Raw genomic sequence first — 18,401 nt, 5'->3', positions numbered from 1 at the left:
AGTTGACTCCTCGGCGCGGTGCCGCCGCGGGCGGCGGGGCGGTGAACGGTGCGGGCGGTGAACGCCCTGCCCACCCTATTGCCTCCGGGAACCGGTCCTGTCATCCCGTGTCCGGGTGGTCCGCTCCCTCGATCCGGTGCTGGGGCAGCACCGGATCGAGCGCGAGCAGCCGCTCGACCAGGCGCAGGAACATCGTCACGTCGCGCAGCAGATCGTCGGCGTCGCGGGCGCTCGCCGCCCCCTGTATGCCCGCCTCCGCGCGCGCCCGGCGGGCGGCGCCCGAGGCGAACAGGGCGCTCCACTCGGCCAGCTCCGGCGCGGTCTCCGGGAGGACCTCCCAGGCGCTGCGGATCCGCTGACGCCGGGACGCGGTGGGCTCGGGCCGGCCACGGGCCGCGAGGACGGCGGCAGCGGTGCGCAGGGCGGCGAGGTGGGCCGTGGCATACCGCTCGTTCGGCATGTCGAGGGCGGCGGCCTCGTCCAGTCCGCCGCGGGCCTGGGCGAGCAGATCGAGAGCGGCGGGCGGGGCACCGGCCCTGCGCAGCACCGGGTGGACGTCGGCGGCGGGGCCGGCCGATGAGGGGGCAGGGCCGGTGGCGCGGCGCCGGTGTGCGGCGGCTGCGGACGTGCGGGCCATGACGAACCTCCTTCGTCGCGTGACGGCTCTGTAGCCGTATGTACCCATCGTGAAGGGCACCACTGACAGTCGCCGCTGACCTGCGTTTTTGCTTCGACCGTAAGTTCGGGATACTTTTTGCACTGACTGGTCAGTGCAAAAGTGGGGAGGGCTTGTGGACAGCCCGTACGGGGCAGCCGTGGCGGCGGAGGACTTCGGACTGAAGGGCCCGCGCGGCTGGGTGTTCCGCGACGTGCGCGTCGCGGCGGAGCCCGGCACGCTCATCGCGGTCGAAGGGCCGTCCGGCTCCGGCCGCACCTGCCTTCTGCTGGCCCTCACCGGCCGTATGCGCGCCACCGAGGGCCACGCGGAGGTCGGTGGCGTACGGCTGCCGGAGAAGATGGCCGCCGTACGCCGCATGAGCGCGCTGGGACCGGTCACCGGCGTCAGCGAACTCGACCCGGCCTTCACGGTCGCCGAACACCTGCGGGAGCGCGCGCTCCTCCAGCGCCGCTTCGACGGGTCGCTGCGCGCGCTGCTGCGGCCCCGCGCCGGGCGCGCCGCCGAAGCGCGGGCCAGGGTCGACGCCGCGCTCGACGCCGCGGGGCTGGACCTGGACACGCTGCCCAAGGGGGCGCGTACGTCCGTACGGGACCTGGAGCGCCTCGAGGCGCTGCGCCTGTCCGTCGGGCTGGCGCTGACGGGGCGTCCCCGGCTGCTCGCCGTGGACGACCTGGACCTCAAGCTCTCGGACGCCGAACGCGCTCTGGCCTGGGAGCTGCTGCGCTCCGTCGCCCGGGCGGGGACGACCGTCGTCGCGGTGTGCAGTGAGGCGCCCGACGACGCCCTGCGGGTCACCTCCGGGAGCGGGGACGAGAGCGGGACCAGGACCGGGACCGGGAACTCTGACGACACCGAAGAGGGGGCGGCCGATGCGCTCGCCGAAACTGGCCGTGCTTGAGCTCAAGCGGTTCGGCAGGGGGAAGCTGCCGCGCGCCGCGCTCGTCGCACTGCTGCTGCTTCCGCTGCTGTACGGCGCGCTGTACCTGTGGTCCTTCTGGGACCCGTACGGCAGGCTCGACCGGATACCCGTCGCCCTCGTCAACGACGACAAGGGCGCCACCGCCGACGGCCGGAAGATCGCCGCCGGTGACGAACTCACCGGGAAACTGCACGACAGCAAGGTCTTCGAGTGGCACGAGGTGAGCGCCGCCGAGGCCCGCAGGGGTGTCGAGGACGGCGCGTACTACCTGTCCCTGACCATGCCGTCGGACTTCAGCGAACGGATCGCGTCCAGCTCGGGCGACGTTCCCGAGACGAGCGCCCTTCAGGTGCGCACCAACGACGCGAACAACTACATCGTCGGGCAGATCTCGCGAACGGTCTTCTCCGAGGTGCGCACCGCCGCTTCGAAGAACGCCTCCCGTTCGTTCCTCGACAAGATCTTCATCTCCTTCTCCGACATCCATGACGCCACACAGAAGGCGGCCGAGGGTGCCGACGGCATCAAGGGCGGCATCGGAAAGGCGAAGAAGGGCTCCGACGATCTCAAGGGGGGCCTCGACACGGCCAAGGCCGGCTCGAAGGATCTCGCGGACGGTCTGAGGGACGCCAAGAAGGGCAGCGGCGACCTGTCCGGCGGACTGAAGAAGCTGCACAAGGGATCGGGCGACCTGAAGAGCGGCTCGCAGCAGGTGGCGAACGGCACCCAGAAGCTCGCCGACACGGTCAACGGCATCGCGGGAACCGTCCGCCCGTATCTCAAGGACAACGGCAGGACGGTCGGGGACACGGCGAAGCTCGTCGCCGACGGCACCCGGGTGGTACGCGACAATCTCGGCGAGCTCGTGAAGGACGCGCCCGGTGCGGCCGAGGAGGCCCGCGTGGCCGCCGACGACCTGCACACCGTCTACCAGGCGCTCTGTGTGAACCAGGCGGACCGGGCGGACCAGGTGGACCAGCCGCTCGCCGGCTCCGCCTGTCCGCAGCTGAAGAAGGCCGACAAGGCCGCCGCGGACGCGGCTCTCATCTCCGCGGACGTCAACGACCTGGTCAAGGACCAGCGTGGTGACCTGACGCGGCTGGACAAGCACCTGGCCGAACTCCAGCAGCAGGCGCGCAAGCTCTCGGCGCGCGCCCCCCACCTCGACGAGGACCTGGGCAACGCCGTCAGCGAGGTCAACGCGCTCAACGCCGGCGCCAGGAAAGTGGCCCGGGGCGCCGCCGACCTCGACACCGGCCTGGCCACCGCGAAGAGCGGCGCCACCGACCTGGACAGCGGCATCGGCAGGCTCAAGTCCGGCGCCACCGACCTGGACAGCGGCATCGGCAGGCTCAAGTCCGGCGCCGGGGAGCTGAACGGCGGCCTCGTCAAGCTCGCCGACGGTTCCGGCGAGCTCGCCACCGGCCTGCACAAGGGCGTCGGCCAGATCCCCGACTACGACGAGAAGAACCGCGACCGGCGCACCCAGGTGATGGCCGACCCGGTCCAGCTCGCCTCCCAGTCGATGCACAAGGCGCCCAACTACGGCACCGGATTCGCCCCGTACTTCATCCCGCTGTCCCTGTGGGTCGGCGCGATGGTGGCGTACATGCTGATCCAGCCGCTCAACCGCCGTGCCCTCGCGGCGGGGGCCTCGGCCTGGCGGACCGCCCTCGCGGGCTGGCTGCCGGTGGCCGCGCTCGGGGCGCTGCAGAGTGCCGCTCTGATGTCCGTACTCCACTGGGGTCTCGGGCTGCAGTTGGCGCGCGTCGCGGGAACGGCCGGTTTCCTGGTCCTCGTGACGGGCTGCTTCGCGGCGGTCGTGCAGTGGCTCAACGCCCGGTTCGGCGCGGCGGGCCGCATCCTGGTCCTCGCCGTGCTGATGCTCCAGCTGACCTCGGCGGGCGGCACCTACCCCGTACAGACCAGTCCGGACTTCTTCAACGCCATCCACCCCTTCCTGCCGATGACCTACGTCGTGGAGGGCCTGCGCCGGCTGATCACGGGCGGCGGCCTGGAACCGGTCTGGACGGGCAGCCTGGTGCTGCTCGCCTTCACGGTGGGAGCGCTGGCGCTGACGGCCGTCTCCGCCCGGCGCAAGCAGGTGTGGACGGTCGACCGTCTCCACCCGGAGCTCAGCCTGTGAGAATCGTGTCCATGGAAAGCAGCAGAACGCGCCGCGAGGTCACCCGGCAGAAGCTCTACGAGGCAGCCGTCACCCTCATCGCGGAGCAGGGTTTCTCCTCGACGACGGTGGACGAGATCGCCGAGCGCGCCGGGGTCGCCAAGGGCACGGTCTACTACAACTTCAAGAGCAAGACGGAGCTCTTCGAAGAGCTGCTGCGGCACGGCGTCGGACTGCTCACCGCCTCCCTCCAGGCGGCGGCCGACGAGACGGCGGAACGCGGGGGCACCAAGGTGGAGGCCCTCGACGCGATGATCAGGGCCGGTCTGGGCTTCATCGACCGCTATCCGGCCTTCACCCAGCTGTACGTCGCTGAACTGTGGCGCACCAACAGGGCCTGGCAGTCGACGCTCCTGGTCGTACGGCAGGAAGCCGTCGCCGTCGTCGAGACGGTGCTGCGCGACGGCGTCGCCAACGGCGAGCTCAGCAAGGAGATCGACATTCCGCTGACGGCGGCCGCGCTGGTCGGCATGGTGCTGGTGGCGGCGCTCGACTGGCAGGCGTTCCAGCGGGAGCGGACGATCGACGACGTCCACTCGGCGCTGTCACTGCTGCTGCGCGGCCGGGTGAGCGGCCACTAGCGCACGGCAGTGACAGCGCCGGTCCGGCGAGGCTCGATCCCCCCGAGCCTCGCCGGACCGGCGTTTCCCCGTACTCCCCCGTGAGTCCCCCGCGGATCCCCCGGCCCCCGTGTGCACCCCCGCTTCGTCAGGGGAGCCGCGCCGCCTCCGCCGCCCCGTGTCGGCGGTGTCGGCGCTGCGCCCCTTCCGTGGTCCCCACTCTTCCGTCTGCGCAGGTCGGAGCCCATCCGCGCAGCTACTCATCTCCCGCACTAGGTACGGATACTCAGGTCTGCGCGCTCGACCCCGGTGCGGCCCGGTGACGGCTGGTCCCGATCACGTCCGTGTGCGTTCGTACTCCCCCCGCTTCCCCTCCCCTCACTCCCCCTCCGTCCTCTCCGCCCCCGTCCTCTCCGTCCCTTCCGCCCCCTCGCGGGCTCCTGAACGGGTTGTCAGTGGTGGCCGATACAGTCCCTGGCATGGCACGGATTGTGGTGATCGGCTCCGGGATGGGCGCGATGGCGTCCGCCGCCCGGCTGGCCGTCGCGGGCCACCGCGTGGCGGTGTACGAGCGCGCGGCGACGTACGGCGGCGCGCTGGGCAGGTTCGAGCGGGACGGCTTCGTCTTCGACACGGGGCCCGGGCTGCTGCACCTGCCCGCCGTCTACCGGGACCTGTTCGTCAAGACCGGCAAGGAGCCCCTGGAGCGGTGCGTCGCGCTCACGCCCGTGGACCCCGCGAGCCGGCACCTCTTCGACGACGGTACGGACGTCTCGCTGCCCAGCGCCTCGCGCGCCCAGGTCGTCTCCGCGCTGGACGCCGCGCTCGGCGCGGGGGCCGGTGAGCGCTGGGGCGACTTCCTGAACCGCGCCCGTGACGCGTGGGACAGGACCAGACGGCCGCTGCTCGAAGAACCGCTGCGGCCGGACTGGCAGGTGCTCGGCCGCGATCCGTATCCGTCGGTGCGCCGGCGCAGGGTGCTGCGGCGCGACCAGCAGGCGGCCACGGTCGGGGAGATCGGGGCGTGGGAGCTGGCGGAGCCCCGGCTGGCGGCCCTGCTGGACAGCTACGCCCTGGCGTACGGGCTCGATCCGCGCAGCGCGCCCGCGGCGGCGGCCGTGCTGCCGTACATGGAGCAGACCTTCGGCAGCTGGTACGTGCGCGGCGGGATGCGGGAGCTAGCGCGGGCGCTGTACGAGCGGTGTCTCGCCCGGAAGGTGGAGTTCGCCTTCGGCGCCGAGGTGGTCGCGGTCACGGAGAAGGACGGCCGCGCGGCGGGCGTGGAGCTGGCGGACGGCACGGTCGTCGAAGCGGACTCGGTGGTCTTCGGCGCGGACCCCCGCGCCCTCGCCGGGATGACGCCGGGGCGCCAGGTGTGGGCGCCGGGTGACGTGGAGCCGGGGCCCGGGGCCCCGGGCCGGTTCACGGTGTTCCTCGCGCTGCGCGGCGGCCGCCCGGACGGCACGGTCCACCGGACGGTGGTCCACTCCCCCGACGCCGGTGCGGAGGCGTCCGCGGCGTTCCGCGGTGAGCACGCCGAGCGTCCCACCGTCACCGTGCTGCGGCCCGACGACCCGCTGACGCGCCCTGACGACGCCCACGAGGCGGTCACACTCACGGCGACCGTGGCGGCGCACGGGCCGGTCGACTGGACGGACGAAGCGCTCGTCGCGCGGTACGCCGACGAGGTGGTCGAGGCCGCGCTCCCGGCCGTGCCGGACCTGCGGGAGCGGTTGCTGTGGCGCGAGGTCCGCACCCCGGCGGACACCGTGGCCGCGACCGGCGCCGTGGGAGGTGCGGTGCCGCCGCCCGCGCTGGCGGGGGCCGGGGGCCGCCATCTGCACGCGGCCAACACCACCCGGCTGCCCGGTCTGCTGCTGGCCGGGGGCTGGGCGCACCCCGGGGGCGGGCTCGCGCATGCCGGAATGTCCGGGGCGCTCGTCGCGGGCCTCGTCGTCGAGGGCGACGGCTTCCGCGGCTCGCAGTAGCAAGCCGGGCAGCAGGCGGTCAGTAGCGGTACTGCTCGTTGTGGCCGGTGGTGTCGTAGCCGCTCTGGTACGGCTCCTGGGCCGGCTGCGGGCTCCCGAAGGGCTGCTCGCCGTCGCGCTGCTGCGGGACCCAGACACCGCCGGGCGGCGTCTCGTTGCCGTACTCCTGGCCGCCGTACGGCTGGGTGCCGATGTACGGGTCGGAGTACGCGGCGTACTGGTGCGGGCCCGAGGCGTAGTCGTACTGACCGGCGTAGGTGTCCTGACCGGCGTAAGTGTCCTGACCGGCGTAGGTGTCCTGACCGGCGTAGGTGTCCTGGCCCGGCTGGTCGTGGCCGGAGTGGGAGTCGTACACGCCGTACCCGGCGCCGAAGCCGTCGCTCCGGGGCTGCTGTGCCGCGTACGCCGCCACGTCGTACACGCCGTACTGCCCGGTCTCGTCCGGGAGGGGCTCCACCGGTGCGTACACCGGTTCCGCCGGGACGGCCGGCTCGTACTCGAGGTCCGACACCTGCAGCGTCGGCTCCTGCTCGACGGCCCGCACACCGCGCTTGCGGCGGCGGTTCTCACCGGGCCTGCCGCCGATCGCCCAGCCCGTCGAGAAGCCGCGGCGGAACGAGAGCGTGACGTACGTCTGGCCGATGGCGAACGCGACGGCACCGCCCACGATCACGAACACGGAGGGCAGCAGCACACCGAGGACCACGCCCATGAAGCCGGTGAAGGCCAGCAGCCGCCACCTCAGCCGCGCCTTGTACTGCAGCAGCACCTCGCCGAGCAGCCACAGCGCGACGATTCCGAATGCGATGTAGAGGACCGTCCAGCCGCCCATGCCCGCCCCCTCCTGCGGCCGTCACCGCGGAGGAGGGCGGGTACGGCCGGTCACGACTGCGCGTGCAGTCCGAGATTCTCGTAGATTTCGAGCGTCGCCGTGGAGTTGTTGAGCGTGATGAAGTGCAATCCGGGCACACCTTCGGAGAGCAGCCTCGCGCAGAACTCCGTGGCGAAGTCGATGCCAATGGAGCGTACAGCCGCGGGATCGTCCTTGACGGCGAGGATCCGCTCTTTCAGCTCCGCCGGAAGCGTGGCGTTGCTGAGCTGCGGAAACCGCTCCAGCTGCTTGACGCTGGTGAGAGGCATGACCTCGGGGATGATCGGGGTCTCGCAGCCGGCTGCCTGGACCCGGTCGCGCATCCGCAAATAACTCTCCGGATCGAAGAACATCTGGGTAATCGCGTAATCTGCGCCCGCGCGGCACTTGTCCACGAAGTGCCGGATGTCGGTGTCCCAGTCGGTCGAGCGCGGGTGCATCTCGGGGAAGGCCGCGACGCCCACGCAGAAGTCGCCGGACTCCTTGATGAGCCGGACGAGCTCGGCGGCGTACCGCACGCCCTGCGGGTGCTCGATCCACTCGCCCATCGGGTCGCCGGGCGGGTCTCCGCGCACGGCGAGGATGTTCCGGATCCCGGCGTCCGCGTACTGCCCGACCATGTTGCGCAGTTCGGCGACGGAGTGGTCCACCGCGGTGAGGTGCGCGACCGGGGTGAGCGTGGAGTCGGCGGCGATCTGCTGGGTGGCGCCGACCGTGCCGGCACGGGTGGACCCTCCGGCCCCGTAGGTCACGGAGACAAAGCTGGGGGCCACCGCCTCGACCCGGCGCAGCGCGTTCCAGAGACTCCGCTCCCCCTTTTCGGTCCTGGGGGCGAAGAACTCGAACGAATACGAAGTTTTGCCGGTCGCGAGCAGATCACGCACAGTAGGTGCGTGATCCGTCCTGGTCGAAGCTGTGCCAAGGGCCATGTCCGCAGGTTAACCAGGGCTCGGCGATGCCCCAACCAGAGCGGGCTTTTTATCCGTATTGCCGGATTGTTGTCCACTCCGTGGACAGCCGTGGACAGCCGTGAACGGCCATGGGCGGTTACGCGGCGTACGCCCTGACCCTCTTGGCGAGCTCCGCCGCGGCGGCCGCCGGATCGTCGGCCTCGGTGATCGCCCGTACGACCACGACCCCGCGGGCACCCGCGTCCAGCACCTCGTCGAGGTTGCCCGCGTCGATGCCGCCGATCGCGAACCACGGGCGGTCCTGGCGCAGCCCGGCGGCGTACCGGACGAGGCCGAGGCCCGGGGCGTACCGGCCGGGCTTGGTGGGGGTGGGCCAGCAGGGCCCCGTGCAGAAGTAGTCCACGCCGGGCTCCGCGACGGCCGCGTCCACCTCGGACTCGCCGTGCGTGGAACGGCCGACGAGGACGTCGGCGCCGAGGATCGCGCGCGCGGCCGGGACCGGCAGGTCGCCCTGTCCCAGGTGCAGCACACCGGCGCCGACGGCGTGGGCCACGTCGGCCCGGTCGTTCACGGCGAGCAGCTTGCCGTGCCTGCGGCAGGCGTCGTCGAAGACCTGGAGGTGCTCCAGCTCCTCGGCGGCCTCCATGCCCTTGTCGCGCAGCTGCACGATGTCCACGCCGGAGGACAGGACGGCGTCCAGGAACTCCGGGAGGTCGCCCTGGCGCTTGCGCGCGTCCGTGCACAGGTACAGCCGGGCACCGGCGAGCTGCTCGCGCGCCGTCGTGGAAATCTCCGTGGACGTGGACGTAGGCATGGTGGTGTCCCCCCGTGGGCGGGCGGTGCACAGGCCGGCGAAGGCCCGTGCACCGCGTGCGGTTGTGTCGTCAGTGATCAGACGGCGAGCGCCTGGGCGCGCCGCTTCACCTCCGTGCCGCGATTCTCACTCAGCGCCTGCGCGGGGGTGCCGGGCAGGGTCGGGTCGGGGGTGAAGAGCCACTCGAGCATCTCTTCGTCGGAGAAGCCGTCGTCCCTCAGGAGGGTCAGGGTCCCGGCGAGACCCTTGACCACCTTGTCGCCGTCGATGAAGGCGGAAGGCACCTGAAGCACCCGGTTCTCTCCGCGGCGTACGGCGATCAGCTGGCCTTCTTTGACCAGCTGCCGGACGCGCGTCACCTCGACATCGAGCTTTTCCGCGATGTCGGGGAGGTTGAACCAGGCAGGGACGAGAGCATCGATCTTTGCGTCAATCTCGGTCACGGGACAAGCGTGCCATCTGGGACTGACAGTCGGTAGTCGGGGCCTGCCGTGCGGCCCCGACTACCGGCCTAAAGGGTGGTGCTCTTGAGCGGGACGGACGGATCGGCGACCCGGTCCGGGTCCAGCGGGACACCCGCCGCGATGAGCCTGCGCCCCTGCGCGAGATCGCGCGGCCGGGCCACGGTGAGCAGCGCGACCAGCGCTCCCTGCCGCAGCCAGCACACCGACCAGTCGGCGTCGGCCGGGTCGCCGCGCCACACCGTCGTGTCGGCGTGGGCGTGGTGGCCCGCGTACTGCACGAAGCGGCCGAACTGCTCGGACCAGAAGTACGGGACGGGGTCGTAGTCCCGCGGCGTCTCGCCGAGGATGTCCGCCGCGACCGTGTGCGGGCCCTGGAGCGCGTTGTCCCAGTGGTGGACGAGCAGGCGTTCGCCGTAGCGGACGGAGGGGAAGGAGGCGCAGTCCCCGACCGCGTACACATCGGGGAGCGAGGTGCGCAGGCGGGCGTCGGCGGTGACGGATCCGTCCGGGCCGAGCTCGATCCCCGAGCCCGCGAGCCAGGCTGTCGCGGGTCTGGCGCCGATGCCGACGACCACCGCGCCGGCCGCGAGCCGACGGCCGTCGGCGAGGACGACCGTGCCGGGCTCGATGTGCGCGACGCGCGCGCCGGTGAGGAGTTCGGCACCGCTCTCGGCGTACCAGGCGGCCATCGGGGCCGCGACCTCGGCGGGCAGGGTGCCCGCGAGCGGCCGGTCCGCCGCCTCGACGACGGTCACCGCGCAGCCCGCCCCGCGGGCGGCCGTGGCGAACTCCGCGCCGATCCAGCCCGCCCCGACGACCACGATGTCGTGCTGCCGGCCGAGCACGGGCCGCAGCCGCGCGGCGTCGTCGAGGGTGCGCAGGAGGTGCACTCCGGGTACGCCCTCGCTGCCGGGCAGTACGAGGGGCAGCGCCCCGGTGGCGACGACCAGCACGTCGTACGGAACGGGGCCCGAGGGCGTGTCGATCTCGTGCGCCCCGGGGCGCACGCCCGTCACTTCGCGCCCCAGGTGGAGCTCGATGCCGAGCGCCTCGAAGTCGACGTCGAAGGCCGACTCCTCGGCGTGGCCGAGCAGCACCGCCTTGGACAGCGGCGGCCTGTCGTACGGCTGGTGCGGCTCGGCGCCGATCAGCGTGACGGAACCGGTCCAGCCCTGCTCGCGCAGGGACACCGCGGTCTGGACACCGGCCATTCCCGCGCCGACGATGACGACGCGCCGCTCTGTCTGCCTCTGCTCGCTCACCCGGTCACTGTAGGACGGCGCGCCCCGCCGCCCTCGTCGGGACCCCGGAGGAAGAGCTCCGGCACAGCGTCACAGGGGCAGTTGCTCGACGACGCTCGTCCCACTGCCCTCCTGGGACTCCCAGGCCCAGGTCTCCTCCAGCCGCACGCGCCCGTCGGGGAGGTCGGTGACGGTGGACGCGCAGTGCCCCGACGAGGTCGTGCCGTCCTGCTTCAGCTGTACGTAACGGAAGTCCAGCGCGTCGCCCTCGCGGGTGCCGACGAGATGGCCCCGTACGACGTCGCCGCCCGCGTACTCGGCCCAGATCCGGCCGTCCTCCTCGTGGTACGTGAACCGGGTCCGTGTCCCGACCTGGCCGGGGGCCTGGTCGGCGACCGGCGAGAGGACGAGTCCGTCGAGCGAGCGGGCCACAGGAGTCGCTCCCTTACAGCGCGTCGGGGCCTGGCGTTAGGGTGGCCACCGTAAAGCACTCGCGGGAGCCCGGACGTACCGGGCTGAGAGGGAGGCTGGGCGGCCTCCGACCGTACGAACCTGATCCGGGTCATGCCGGCGAAGGGAGGGGCTGGACGCCCATGCCGCGTACATCGTCAGACGTCCTCGTCGTCGGGGGCGGAATCATCGGCCTGGTCACGGCCTGGCGGGCGGCGCAGCGCGGGCTGCGCGTCGCCGTCGCCGATCCGCAGCCGGGCGGCGGGGCCGCGCAGGTCGCGGCCGGAATGCTCGCCGCCGTCACCGAACTCCACTACGGGGAGCAGACGCTCCTCGGCCTCAATCTCGTGTCCGCCGAGCGCTATCCCGCGTTCGTCGCCGAGCTGGAGGCGGCGAGCGGACAGGCCACCGGCTACCGCCCCTGCGGCACGCTCGCCGTCGCGCTCGACACGGACGACCGCGCCCATCTGCGTGAACTCCATGCCCTGCAACGCCGCTCCGGGCTCGCGTCGGAGTGGCTCACGGGGCGCGAGTGCCGCCGCCTGGAGCCGATGCTCGCGCCGGGCGTGCGCGGGGGCCTGCGGGTCGACGGTGACCACCAGGTCGACCCGAGACGGTTGGCCGCAGCCCTTCTGACGGCCTGTGAGCGGGCCGGAGTGGTCTTCCACCGCGGCTGGACCGACCGGCTCCGTGTCGTACGGGAGCGGGCCGCCGGCGCCGTGCTGGCGGACGGGACGGAGCTCACCGCCGGCCAGGTCGTACTGGCGGCCGGAAGCCTCAGCGGCCGGCTGGCGGGCGTACCGCAGGAGGTGCTGCCGCCGGTACGGCCCGTGAAGGGGCAGGTGCTGCGGCTGTCCGTGCCGCGGGCGTACGCGCCCTTCCTGAGCCGGACGGTGCGTGCCGTGGTGCGGGGCAGCCACGTCTACCTCGTGCCGCGCGAGAACGGCGAACTGGTCGTCGGAGCGACCAGCGAGGAGCTCGGCTGGGACACGACGGTCACGGCGGGCGGGGTGTACGAACTGCTGCGCGACGCGCACGAGCTGATGCCGGGCATCACCGAACTCCCGCTGACGGAGACCCGCGCGGGGCTGCGGCCCGGCTCCCCGGACAACGCGCCGCTGCTCGGGCCGACCGCGCTGGAGGGGCTGCACCTGGCCACCGGGCACTACCGCAACGGGGTGCTGCTCACACCGGTGACAGGCGATGCGATGGCCGCTGTACTGGCCGGTGGGGAGCTGCCGGACGAGGCGCGTCCGTTCAGTCCGCTGCGTTTCGCCCCGGCCTCTGCCGCTCCCCCCTCCTCCCCCGTCTCCGTACCGCAGGAGCAGCCCGCATGACCATCTCCGTGAACGGCGAGAACCGCGAGGTCGACGCCGGTACGACGCTGGGCGCGCTCGTCGCGGCCCTCACCCGGGCCCCTTCGGGGGTCGCCGCCGCCCTCAACGAAACCGTCGTGCCGCGCGGGCAGTGGGATGTCACCGTGCTCGGCGACGGCGACCGCATCGAAGTCCTCACCGCAGTCCAGGGAGGCTGAACCATGGCCGACGACCTTCTGACCATCGGCGACACCACGTTCTCCTCACGGCTGATCATGGGGACGGGCGGGGCGCCGAGTCTCGACGTACTGGAACGCTCTCTCGTCGCGTCCGGGACCGAGCTGACGACCGTCGCGATGCGGCGGCTGGACCCGACCGTCCAGGGATCGGTGCTTTCCGTACTGGAGAAGCTGGGCATCCGGGTGCTGCCGAACACTGCGGGGTGTTTCACGGCGGGCGAGGCCGTGCTGACGGCGCGCCTCGCGCGGGAGGCGCTGGGTACGGACTGGGTGAAGCTGGAGGTCGTCGCCGACGAGCGGACGCTGCTGCCCGATCCGATCGAGCTGCTGGACGCGGCGGAGACGCTGGTGGACGACGGTTTCACCGTCCTGCCCTACACGAACGACGATCCTGTGCTGGCGCGGAAGCTGGAGGACGTGGGGTGTGCGGCGATCATGCCGCTGGGGTCGCCGATCGGATCGGGGCTCGGCATCCGCAACCCGCACAATTTCCAGCTGATCGTGGAGCACGCGCGCGTGCCGGTCGTGCTGGACGCGGGGGCGGGTACGGCGTCGGACGCGGCGCTGGCGATGGAGCTGGGGTGCGCGGCGGTGATGCTGGCGTCGGCGGTGACGCGGGCGCAGGAGCCGGTGCTGATGGCCGAGGCGATGCGGCACGGGGTGGAGGCGGGACGGCTGGCGTACCGGGCCGGGCGGATTCCCCGGCGCCATTTCGCGGAGGCGTCGTCGCCGGTGGCGGGGCGGGCGGTGCTGGACCCGGAACGCCCGGCGTTCTGACCTGGCCGGCCGCTGTGCGGGGCTTCCCCCCGCCCCTTCCCGAACCGGGGCGAGCCCCAGCGCGGGAGAAGGCCCGCCGCAGGCGCCGACGCCCGCCCCCGCGTCACAGCTCCGCTGCAATGCCGCCCCCGGAACCCGCACCCGCAGGACGTGTCAGCGGCGGCTCGTAGACTCGCCCCGTGGATACGACCCTTCAGGACCCGCTCGTCGGGCACGTGCTCGACGGCCGCTACCGCGTCGATGCGCGCATCGCCGTCGGCGGCATGGCCACGGTCTACCGGGCCGTCGACACCCGTCTCGACCGGGTGCTCGCCCTCAAGGTGATGCACCCCGCCCTCGCCGCCGACGGCTCCTTCGTGGACCGGTTCATCCGGGAGGCGAAGTCGGTCGCCCGGCTCGCGCACCCGAACGTGGTCGGCGTCTTCGACCAGGGAACGTCCGGGGAGTACGTCTACCTCGCCATGGAGTACGTCGCCGGGTGCACCCTGCGCGACGTACTGCGCGAGCGCGGCGCTCTCCAGCCCCGTGCCGCCCTCGACATCCTGGAGCCGGTGCTGGCCGCGCTCGGGGCCGCGCACCGCGCCGGCTTCGTGCACCGGGACATGAAGCCGGAGAACGTCCTGATCGGGGACGACGGCCGGGTCAAGGTCGCCGACTTCGGTCTCGTACGGGCCGTGGACACCGTCACCAGCACCACCGGATCGGTCCTCGGCACCGTGTCGTACCTCGCGCCCGAGCAGATAGAGCACGGCACGGCCGACACCCGTGCCGACGTCTACGCCTGCGGCGTCGTGCTGTACGAGATGCTGACCGGCGCCAAACCGCACTCCGGCAGCACCCCCGCGCAGGTTCTCTACCGGCACCTCCACGAGGACGTGCCCGCTCCGTCCGCCGCCGTTCCCGGGCTCGCGGCCGTTCTGGACGAGCTGGTCGCGGGCGCCACCGCGCGCGATCCGGAGATCCGTCCGTACGACGCCGTGGCGCTCCTCGCACAGGCCAGGGAGGCACGCGCCGCGCTCAGCGACGAGCAGCTCGACGCGGTGCCGCCGCAGGCCCGCGCCCAGGCGCACGACGGCGCCGAGGACCGTACGAGCGTCATTCCGCGCGCGATCGTGGCCCCCGGCGGCAACGGCGGCAACGGTGACGAGCCCCTCAACCGCACCAGCCGGCTCCGGATGCCTCCGCCGCAACCGGCGGCGGTGCCCTCCAGGCGCGCCGTCGCGCCCAGGCGTGGCGTGCTCGCGGCCGTGACCGCCGTCCTGCTCGTCCTCGGAGTCGGCGCCGGCGTCTGGTACATCAACTCCGGACAGTTCACCCACGTCCCTTCCCTCCTCGGCCAGACGCAGAAGGAGGCCGCCGAGCGGCTCTCCGCCGCCGGTCTCGAAGTGAAGGAGGTGCGGCGCGAGTACAGCGAGGCGTACGACCGCGGCACGGTCATGAAGAGCGACCCCGCCTCCCGTGCCCGTATCCGTGACAACGGCTCCGTCACGCTGGTCGTCTCGCGCGGCCCGGAAACCGTGAAGGTCCCCGACGTCGGACGGCTGCCGCTGGCCGAGGCCAGGGACAAGATCAAGAAGGCCGGCCTGGCCCCCGGCATCGTCACCAGGACGTTCAGCGAGGGCGTCCCGCAGGGCTCCGTCGTCAGTACGACCCCGCGCGCCGGCACCGAGCGGCACCCGGACTCCGCGATCGCCCTCGTCGTCAGCAAGGGCGCCCCCGTGGAGGTGCCCGACGTGACCGGCGAGAGCGTGGAGGACGCCACCTCCGAACTGGAGGAGGCCGGGCTCACCGTGAAGGTCGCGCCCGGACGCGTCACCTCCCGGGAGGAGGCGGGATCGGTCGTCAGGCAGTCCGCGGCCGAGGGCGACCGGCTCGCCGAGGGGGACACCGTCACGCTGACAGTGTCCAAGGGGCCGCGCATGATTTCCGTGCCCGATGTGGTCGGTGACGACGTCGACGACGCCAAGCGCACGCTCCGGGAGGCGGGCTTCGAGGTGGAGGTGGACCGCCCCTTCCTCTCCTTCAGCGACAAGATCGCGAGCCAGTCGGTCGAGGAGGGCGACGAGGCTCCGGAGGGCAGCACGATCACGATCAGGACCAAGGGCCTGTAGGAGTCCGCCGGTGCGAGGGGCCGCCGGCCGGACGGCGGCCCCTCGCACCGGCTTCGTACCGGCCTCCGCACGGGCGTCCTGGCATCCTTGATACCGATGAGCAACGCACCTTTCCCCTCCCGAAACCCCGTCGGCAGTCATGTACTCGTAGCCGGCGGTCTCGCCACGAACGGCCTCGCGTACGCCCGTGAGCTGGGCGCCGAAGCCGTCCAGGTCTTCGTCGCCAACCCGCGCGGCTGGGCGACGCCCACCGGAAACCCCGCCCAGGACGAGCTGTTCCGCGCGGCCTGCGCCGCCGAGCGGATACCGGCGTACGTCCATGCCCCCTACCTGATCAACTTCGGTTCGCACACCGAGGCCACCGCCGAGAAGTCCGTGGAGTCACTGCGGCACTCGCTGCGCCGCGGACGCGAGATCGGCGCGCTGGGCGTGGTGGTGCACACCGGCTCGGCGACCGGCGGCCGGCCGCGTTCGGAGGCGCTCGCGCAGGTACGCACGCACCTGCTGCCGCTCCTCGACGAGCTGACGCACGACGACGACCCGCTGCTGCTGCTCGAGTCGACGGCGGGGCAGGGCTCCTCCCTGTGCTCGCGCACCTGGGACTTCGGCCCGTACTTCGAGGCGCTCGACGCGCACCCCAAGCTGGGCGTCTGCCTCGACACCTGCCACATCTACGCGGCGGGGCACGATCTCGCGGAGCCCGGCGGAATGAAGCAGACGCTGGACCTGCTGGTGGACACGGTCGGCGAGGGCCGGCTCAAGCTGATCCACGCCAACGACTCGAAGGAAGGCGTCGGCGCGCACAAGGACCGCCACGAGAACATCGGCTCCGGCCGCATCGGCTCGGAGCCGTTCCGCGAACTGTTCGCGCATCCGGCGACCGAGGGCGTACCGCTGACGATCGAGACGCCGGGCGGCAAGGAGGGCCATGCGGCCGATGTGGCGCGACTGAAGGAGCTGCGCGACTCATGAGATTCACCGAAACTCATCGATGAATACCCCTGGGGGGTATATAGTTCTGTCTGCGGCAGGAATCGTTACCCGACCTTGGGGGCACGCCATGCAGCACGACACGCACACGCACCACATGCACCACGGCCACGCAGGTCACGAAGACCACGCCGGTCACGGCAAGGTCAGCTGGTCCATGGCCGCCCGGGCCACACTCCACTGCCTCACCGGCTGCGCCATCGGTGAGGTGCTGGGCATGGTCATCGGCACCGCGCTCGGGTGGGGCGACATGCAGACGATGATCCTGGCGATCACCCTGGCCTTCTTCTTCGGTTACGCCCTCACCCTGCGCGGCGTCCTCAAGGCCGGCGTCGGCTTCAGGACCGCCTTCCGGGTCGCCCTCGCCGCCGACACCCTCTCCATCGCGGTGATGGAGCTGATCGACAACGGCGTGCTCGCGCTGTGGCCCGGCGCGATGGACGCACACCTCACCGACGGAATGTTCTGGGGCGTACTCGCCTTCGCCCTCTTCGCCGCTTTCCTCATCACCACACCCGTCAACAAGTGGATGATCGGCCGCGGCAAGGGCCACGCGGTGGTCCACCCGTACCGCCACTGACCGGAGGCCGGAGGGGACGGGCACGGCCCGCCGGGCCCTACAGCTCGGGGCCGTCCCCCGGCTCCTCCTGGTAGGAGTACCGCTGCTCACGCCAGGGGTCGCCGACGTTGTGGTAGCCGCGCTCCTCCCAGAAACCGCGGCGGTCCGCCGTCATGTACTCGACGCCCCGGACCCACTTGGGCCCCTTCCAGGCGTACAGGTGCGGTACGACCAGGCGCAGCGGAAATCCGTGCTCGGCGGTCAGCAGTTCACCGCCCTTGTGGGTGGCGAAGATGGTCCGGTCGGAAGTGAAGTCGGCGAGCCGCAGGTTGGCGCTGAAGCCGTACTCGGCCCAGACCATGACGTGCGTGACACTCGGCGCGGGGGGCGCGAGTTCGACGAGCTTACGAGCGAGTACGCCACCCCATTCGGCCCTGAGCATGCTGAATTTCGTGACGCAGTGCAGATCGGCCTCGACCGTGGCGAACGGGAGCGCCGAGAATTCCTCGTGGTTCCAGCAGCGCTTGTCGCCGTCCGCCGTGGCGCCGAAAACCCTGAACTCCCAGCGGTCCGGCTTGAACTTGGGTACGGGACCGTAGTGGGTGACCGGCCAGCCACGCTGCAGTCGCTGTCCCGGCGGAAGTTCGGGCTGCGCTGATTCGTGATGTTCCCGGCTTTCCGGCTGACCCATGACTCCATGGTGACAGACTGCAAGAGGTGGTCATGACCAGGTCTGACCATATTCGGGGCAACTCCTGATAAGCCTGCACTTACTGGACGCCTCCCACCCGTGGTGCGAGGATGCGCGGAAACTGCCCAGTACCACGCCTGGAAGGAGCCTCTGCGATGCAGGGCGACCCCGAGGTCATCGAATTCCTCAACGAGCAGCTGACTGCCGAGCTGACCGCCATCAACCAGTACTTCCTGCACGCCAAGATGCAGGACAACTTCGGCTGGACGAAGCTCGCCAAGTACACCCGGGCCGAGTCGTTCGACGAGATGAGGCACGCGGAGACACTGACCGACCGGATTCTCTTCCTGGACGGCCTGCCGAATTACCAGCGGCTTTTCCACGTACGGGTGGGGCAGACCGTCACCGAGATGTTCCAGGCCGACCGGCAGATCGAGGTCGAGGCGATCGACCGCCTCAAGCGCGGCATCGAGGTCATGCGGGCCAAGGGCGATGTCACGTCGGCGAACATCTTCGAGGACATCCTCAAGGACGAGGAGCACCACATCGACTATCTCGACACCCAGCTGGAGCTGGTCGAGAAGCTCGGTGAGGCGCTCTACATCGCCCAGCTGATCGAGCAGCCGGAGAGCTGAC

19 protein-coding genes and 1 riboswitch are annotated in these 18,401 nt (G+C 71.7%); of the genes, 11 read left to right on the top strand and 8 right to left on the bottom strand.

The window, feature by feature from the left end; translation table 11 throughout:
• Positions 1 to 100: 100 nt before the first annotated feature.
• Positions 101 to 637, bottom strand: coding sequence for an SAV_6107 family HEPN domain-containing protein (locus ACWDZ4_RS10515; RefSeq protein WP_451508014.1), 537 nt, complete (start codon positions 635 to 637; stop codon positions 101 to 103).
• A gap of 154 nt (positions 638 to 791) precedes the next feature.
• On the opposite strand from ACWDZ4_RS10515, the gene ACWDZ4_RS10510 reads away from it, so the two are divergent.
• From ACWDZ4_RS10510 to ACWDZ4_RS10495, 4 genes are all read left to right on the top strand, one after another.
• Positions 792 to 1,577 (top strand): ATP-binding cassette domain-containing protein, encoded by a 786-nt coding sequence (locus ACWDZ4_RS10510; protein ID WP_451508013.1) that lies wholly within the window; start codon positions 792 to 794, stop codon positions 1,575 to 1,577.
• Positions 1,549 to 3,744, top strand: a complete 2,196-nt coding sequence (locus ACWDZ4_RS10505) for a YhgE/Pip family protein (protein WP_451508012.1) — start codon at positions 1,549 to 1,551, stop codon at positions 3,742 to 3,744. Before ACWDZ4_RS10510 ends, ACWDZ4_RS10505 begins: the two co-directional genes overlap by 29 nt.
• 11 nt (positions 3,745 to 3,755) lie before the next feature.
• A complete protein-coding gene (locus ACWDZ4_RS10500) occupies positions 3,756 to 4,364 on the top strand; it encodes a TetR/AcrR family transcriptional regulator (protein WP_093803593.1) in 609 nt (202 codons plus the stop codon).
• 458 nt (positions 4,365 to 4,822) lie between these two features.
• Positions 4,823 to 6,331: a phytoene desaturase family protein gene (locus ACWDZ4_RS10495; RefSeq protein ID WP_451508011.1), complete on the top strand. Its 1,509-nt coding sequence runs from the start codon at positions 4,823 to 4,825 to the stop codon at positions 6,329 to 6,331.
• Between the two features lie 19 nt (positions 6,332 to 6,350).
• Here the strand turns inward: ACWDZ4_RS10495 and ACWDZ4_RS10490 are convergent, their stop codons facing one another.
• The 6 genes from ACWDZ4_RS10490 to ACWDZ4_RS10465 form a co-directional block, all read right to left on the bottom strand.
• Positions 6,351 to 7,163 carry a hypothetical protein gene (locus ACWDZ4_RS10490; protein WP_451508010.1) on the bottom strand — a complete coding sequence of 271 codons (813 nt, stop codon included), beginning with the start codon at positions 7,161 to 7,163 and terminating at the stop codon, positions 6,351 to 6,353.
• A gap of 50 nt (positions 7,164 to 7,213) precedes the next feature.
• Positions 7,214 to 8,131, bottom strand: coding sequence for a methylenetetrahydrofolate reductase [NAD(P)H] (gene metF / locus ACWDZ4_RS10485; RefSeq protein WP_451508009.1), 918 nt, complete (start codon positions 8,129 to 8,131; stop codon positions 7,214 to 7,216).
• Positions 8,132 to 8,249: 118 nt separating this feature from the next.
• Positions 8,250 to 8,927: a thiamine phosphate synthase gene (gene thiE / locus ACWDZ4_RS10480; protein ID WP_451508008.1), complete on the bottom strand. Its 678-nt coding sequence runs from the start codon at positions 8,925 to 8,927 to the stop codon at positions 8,250 to 8,252.
• Between the two features lie 77 nt (positions 8,928 to 9,004).
• The gene (locus ACWDZ4_RS10475; RefSeq protein WP_451508007.1) at positions 9,005 to 9,370 is read right to left on the bottom strand and encodes an Rv2175c family DNA-binding protein; all 366 of its coding nucleotides are present in this window, start codon (positions 9,368 to 9,370) and stop codon (positions 9,005 to 9,007) included.
• Between the two features lie 68 nt (positions 9,371 to 9,438).
• Positions 9,439 to 10,653 (bottom strand): NAD(P)/FAD-dependent oxidoreductase, encoded by a 1,215-nt coding sequence (locus ACWDZ4_RS10470; RefSeq protein ID WP_451508006.1) that lies wholly within the window; start codon positions 10,651 to 10,653, stop codon positions 9,439 to 9,441.
• A gap of 69 nt (positions 10,654 to 10,722) precedes the next feature.
• Positions 10,723 to 11,064 carry a hypothetical protein gene (locus ACWDZ4_RS10465; RefSeq protein WP_451508005.1) on the bottom strand — a complete coding sequence of 114 codons (342 nt, stop codon included), beginning with the start codon at positions 11,062 to 11,064 and terminating at the stop codon, positions 10,723 to 10,725.
• A gap of 51 nt (positions 11,065 to 11,115) precedes the next feature.
• Positions 11,116 to 11,228: riboswitch (TPP riboswitch) on the top strand.
• Between ACWDZ4_RS10465 and thiO the strand changes: the two genes are divergently transcribed.
• The 6 genes from thiO to ACWDZ4_RS10435 all read left to right on the top strand — a co-directional run bounded on the left by thiO (position 11,226) and on the right by ACWDZ4_RS10435 (position 17,095).
• Positions 11,226 to 12,419 (top strand): glycine oxidase ThiO, encoded by a 1,194-nt coding sequence (gene thiO, locus ACWDZ4_RS10460; protein ID WP_451508004.1) that lies wholly within the window; start codon positions 11,226 to 11,228, stop codon positions 12,417 to 12,419. Its footprint overlaps the riboswitch before it by 3 nt.
• Positions 12,416 to 12,616 (top strand): sulfur carrier protein ThiS, encoded by a 201-nt coding sequence (gene thiS / locus ACWDZ4_RS10455; protein WP_451508003.1) that lies wholly within the window; start codon positions 12,416 to 12,418, stop codon positions 12,614 to 12,616. The genes thiO and thiS overlap by 4 nt, the downstream gene beginning before the upstream one ends.
• A 3-nt stretch (positions 12,617 to 12,619) precedes the next feature.
• Complete coding sequence (locus ACWDZ4_RS10450) at positions 12,620 to 13,414, top strand: thiazole synthase (RefSeq protein ID WP_093801251.1); 795 nt, start codon at positions 12,620 to 12,622, stop codon at positions 13,412 to 13,414.
• A gap of 179 nt (positions 13,415 to 13,593) precedes the next feature.
• Complete coding sequence (gene pknB / locus ACWDZ4_RS10445; RefSeq protein WP_451508002.1) at positions 13,594 to 15,525, top strand: Stk1 family PASTA domain-containing Ser/Thr kinase; 1,932 nt, start codon at positions 13,594 to 13,596, stop codon at positions 15,523 to 15,525.
• 96 nt (positions 15,526 to 15,621) lie between these two features.
• A complete protein-coding gene (locus ACWDZ4_RS10440; protein ID WP_451508001.1) occupies positions 15,622 to 16,497 on the top strand; it encodes a deoxyribonuclease IV in 876 nt (291 codons plus the stop codon).
• A gap of 88 nt (positions 16,498 to 16,585) precedes the next feature.
• Entirely contained in the window at positions 16,586 to 17,095 is a 510-nt protein-coding gene (locus ACWDZ4_RS10435; protein ID WP_451508000.1) for a DUF4396 domain-containing protein, read from the top strand.
• A 37-nt stretch (positions 17,096 to 17,132) separates the two neighbouring features.
• Here ACWDZ4_RS10435 and ACWDZ4_RS10430 read toward each other — a convergent pair whose 3' ends face one another.
• Entirely contained in the window at positions 17,133 to 17,765 is a 633-nt protein-coding gene (locus ACWDZ4_RS10430; protein WP_451507999.1) for a sulfite oxidase-like oxidoreductase, read from the bottom strand.
• 155 nt (positions 17,766 to 17,920) lie between these two features.
• Between ACWDZ4_RS10430 and bfr the strand changes: the two genes are divergently transcribed.
• Positions 17,921 to 18,400 (top strand): bacterioferritin, encoded by a 480-nt coding sequence (gene bfr, locus ACWDZ4_RS10425; RefSeq protein ID WP_451507998.1) that lies wholly within the window; start codon positions 17,921 to 17,923, stop codon positions 18,398 to 18,400.
• The last annotated feature ends 1 nt before the right edge of the window (position 18,401 follow it).

The sequence above is a fragment of the Streptomyces sp. NPDC003016 genome, from assembly GCF_053591455.1.
Note: the sequence above shows the minus strand (reverse complement) of the source record. Positions and strands in the feature narration are given on the sequence as shown.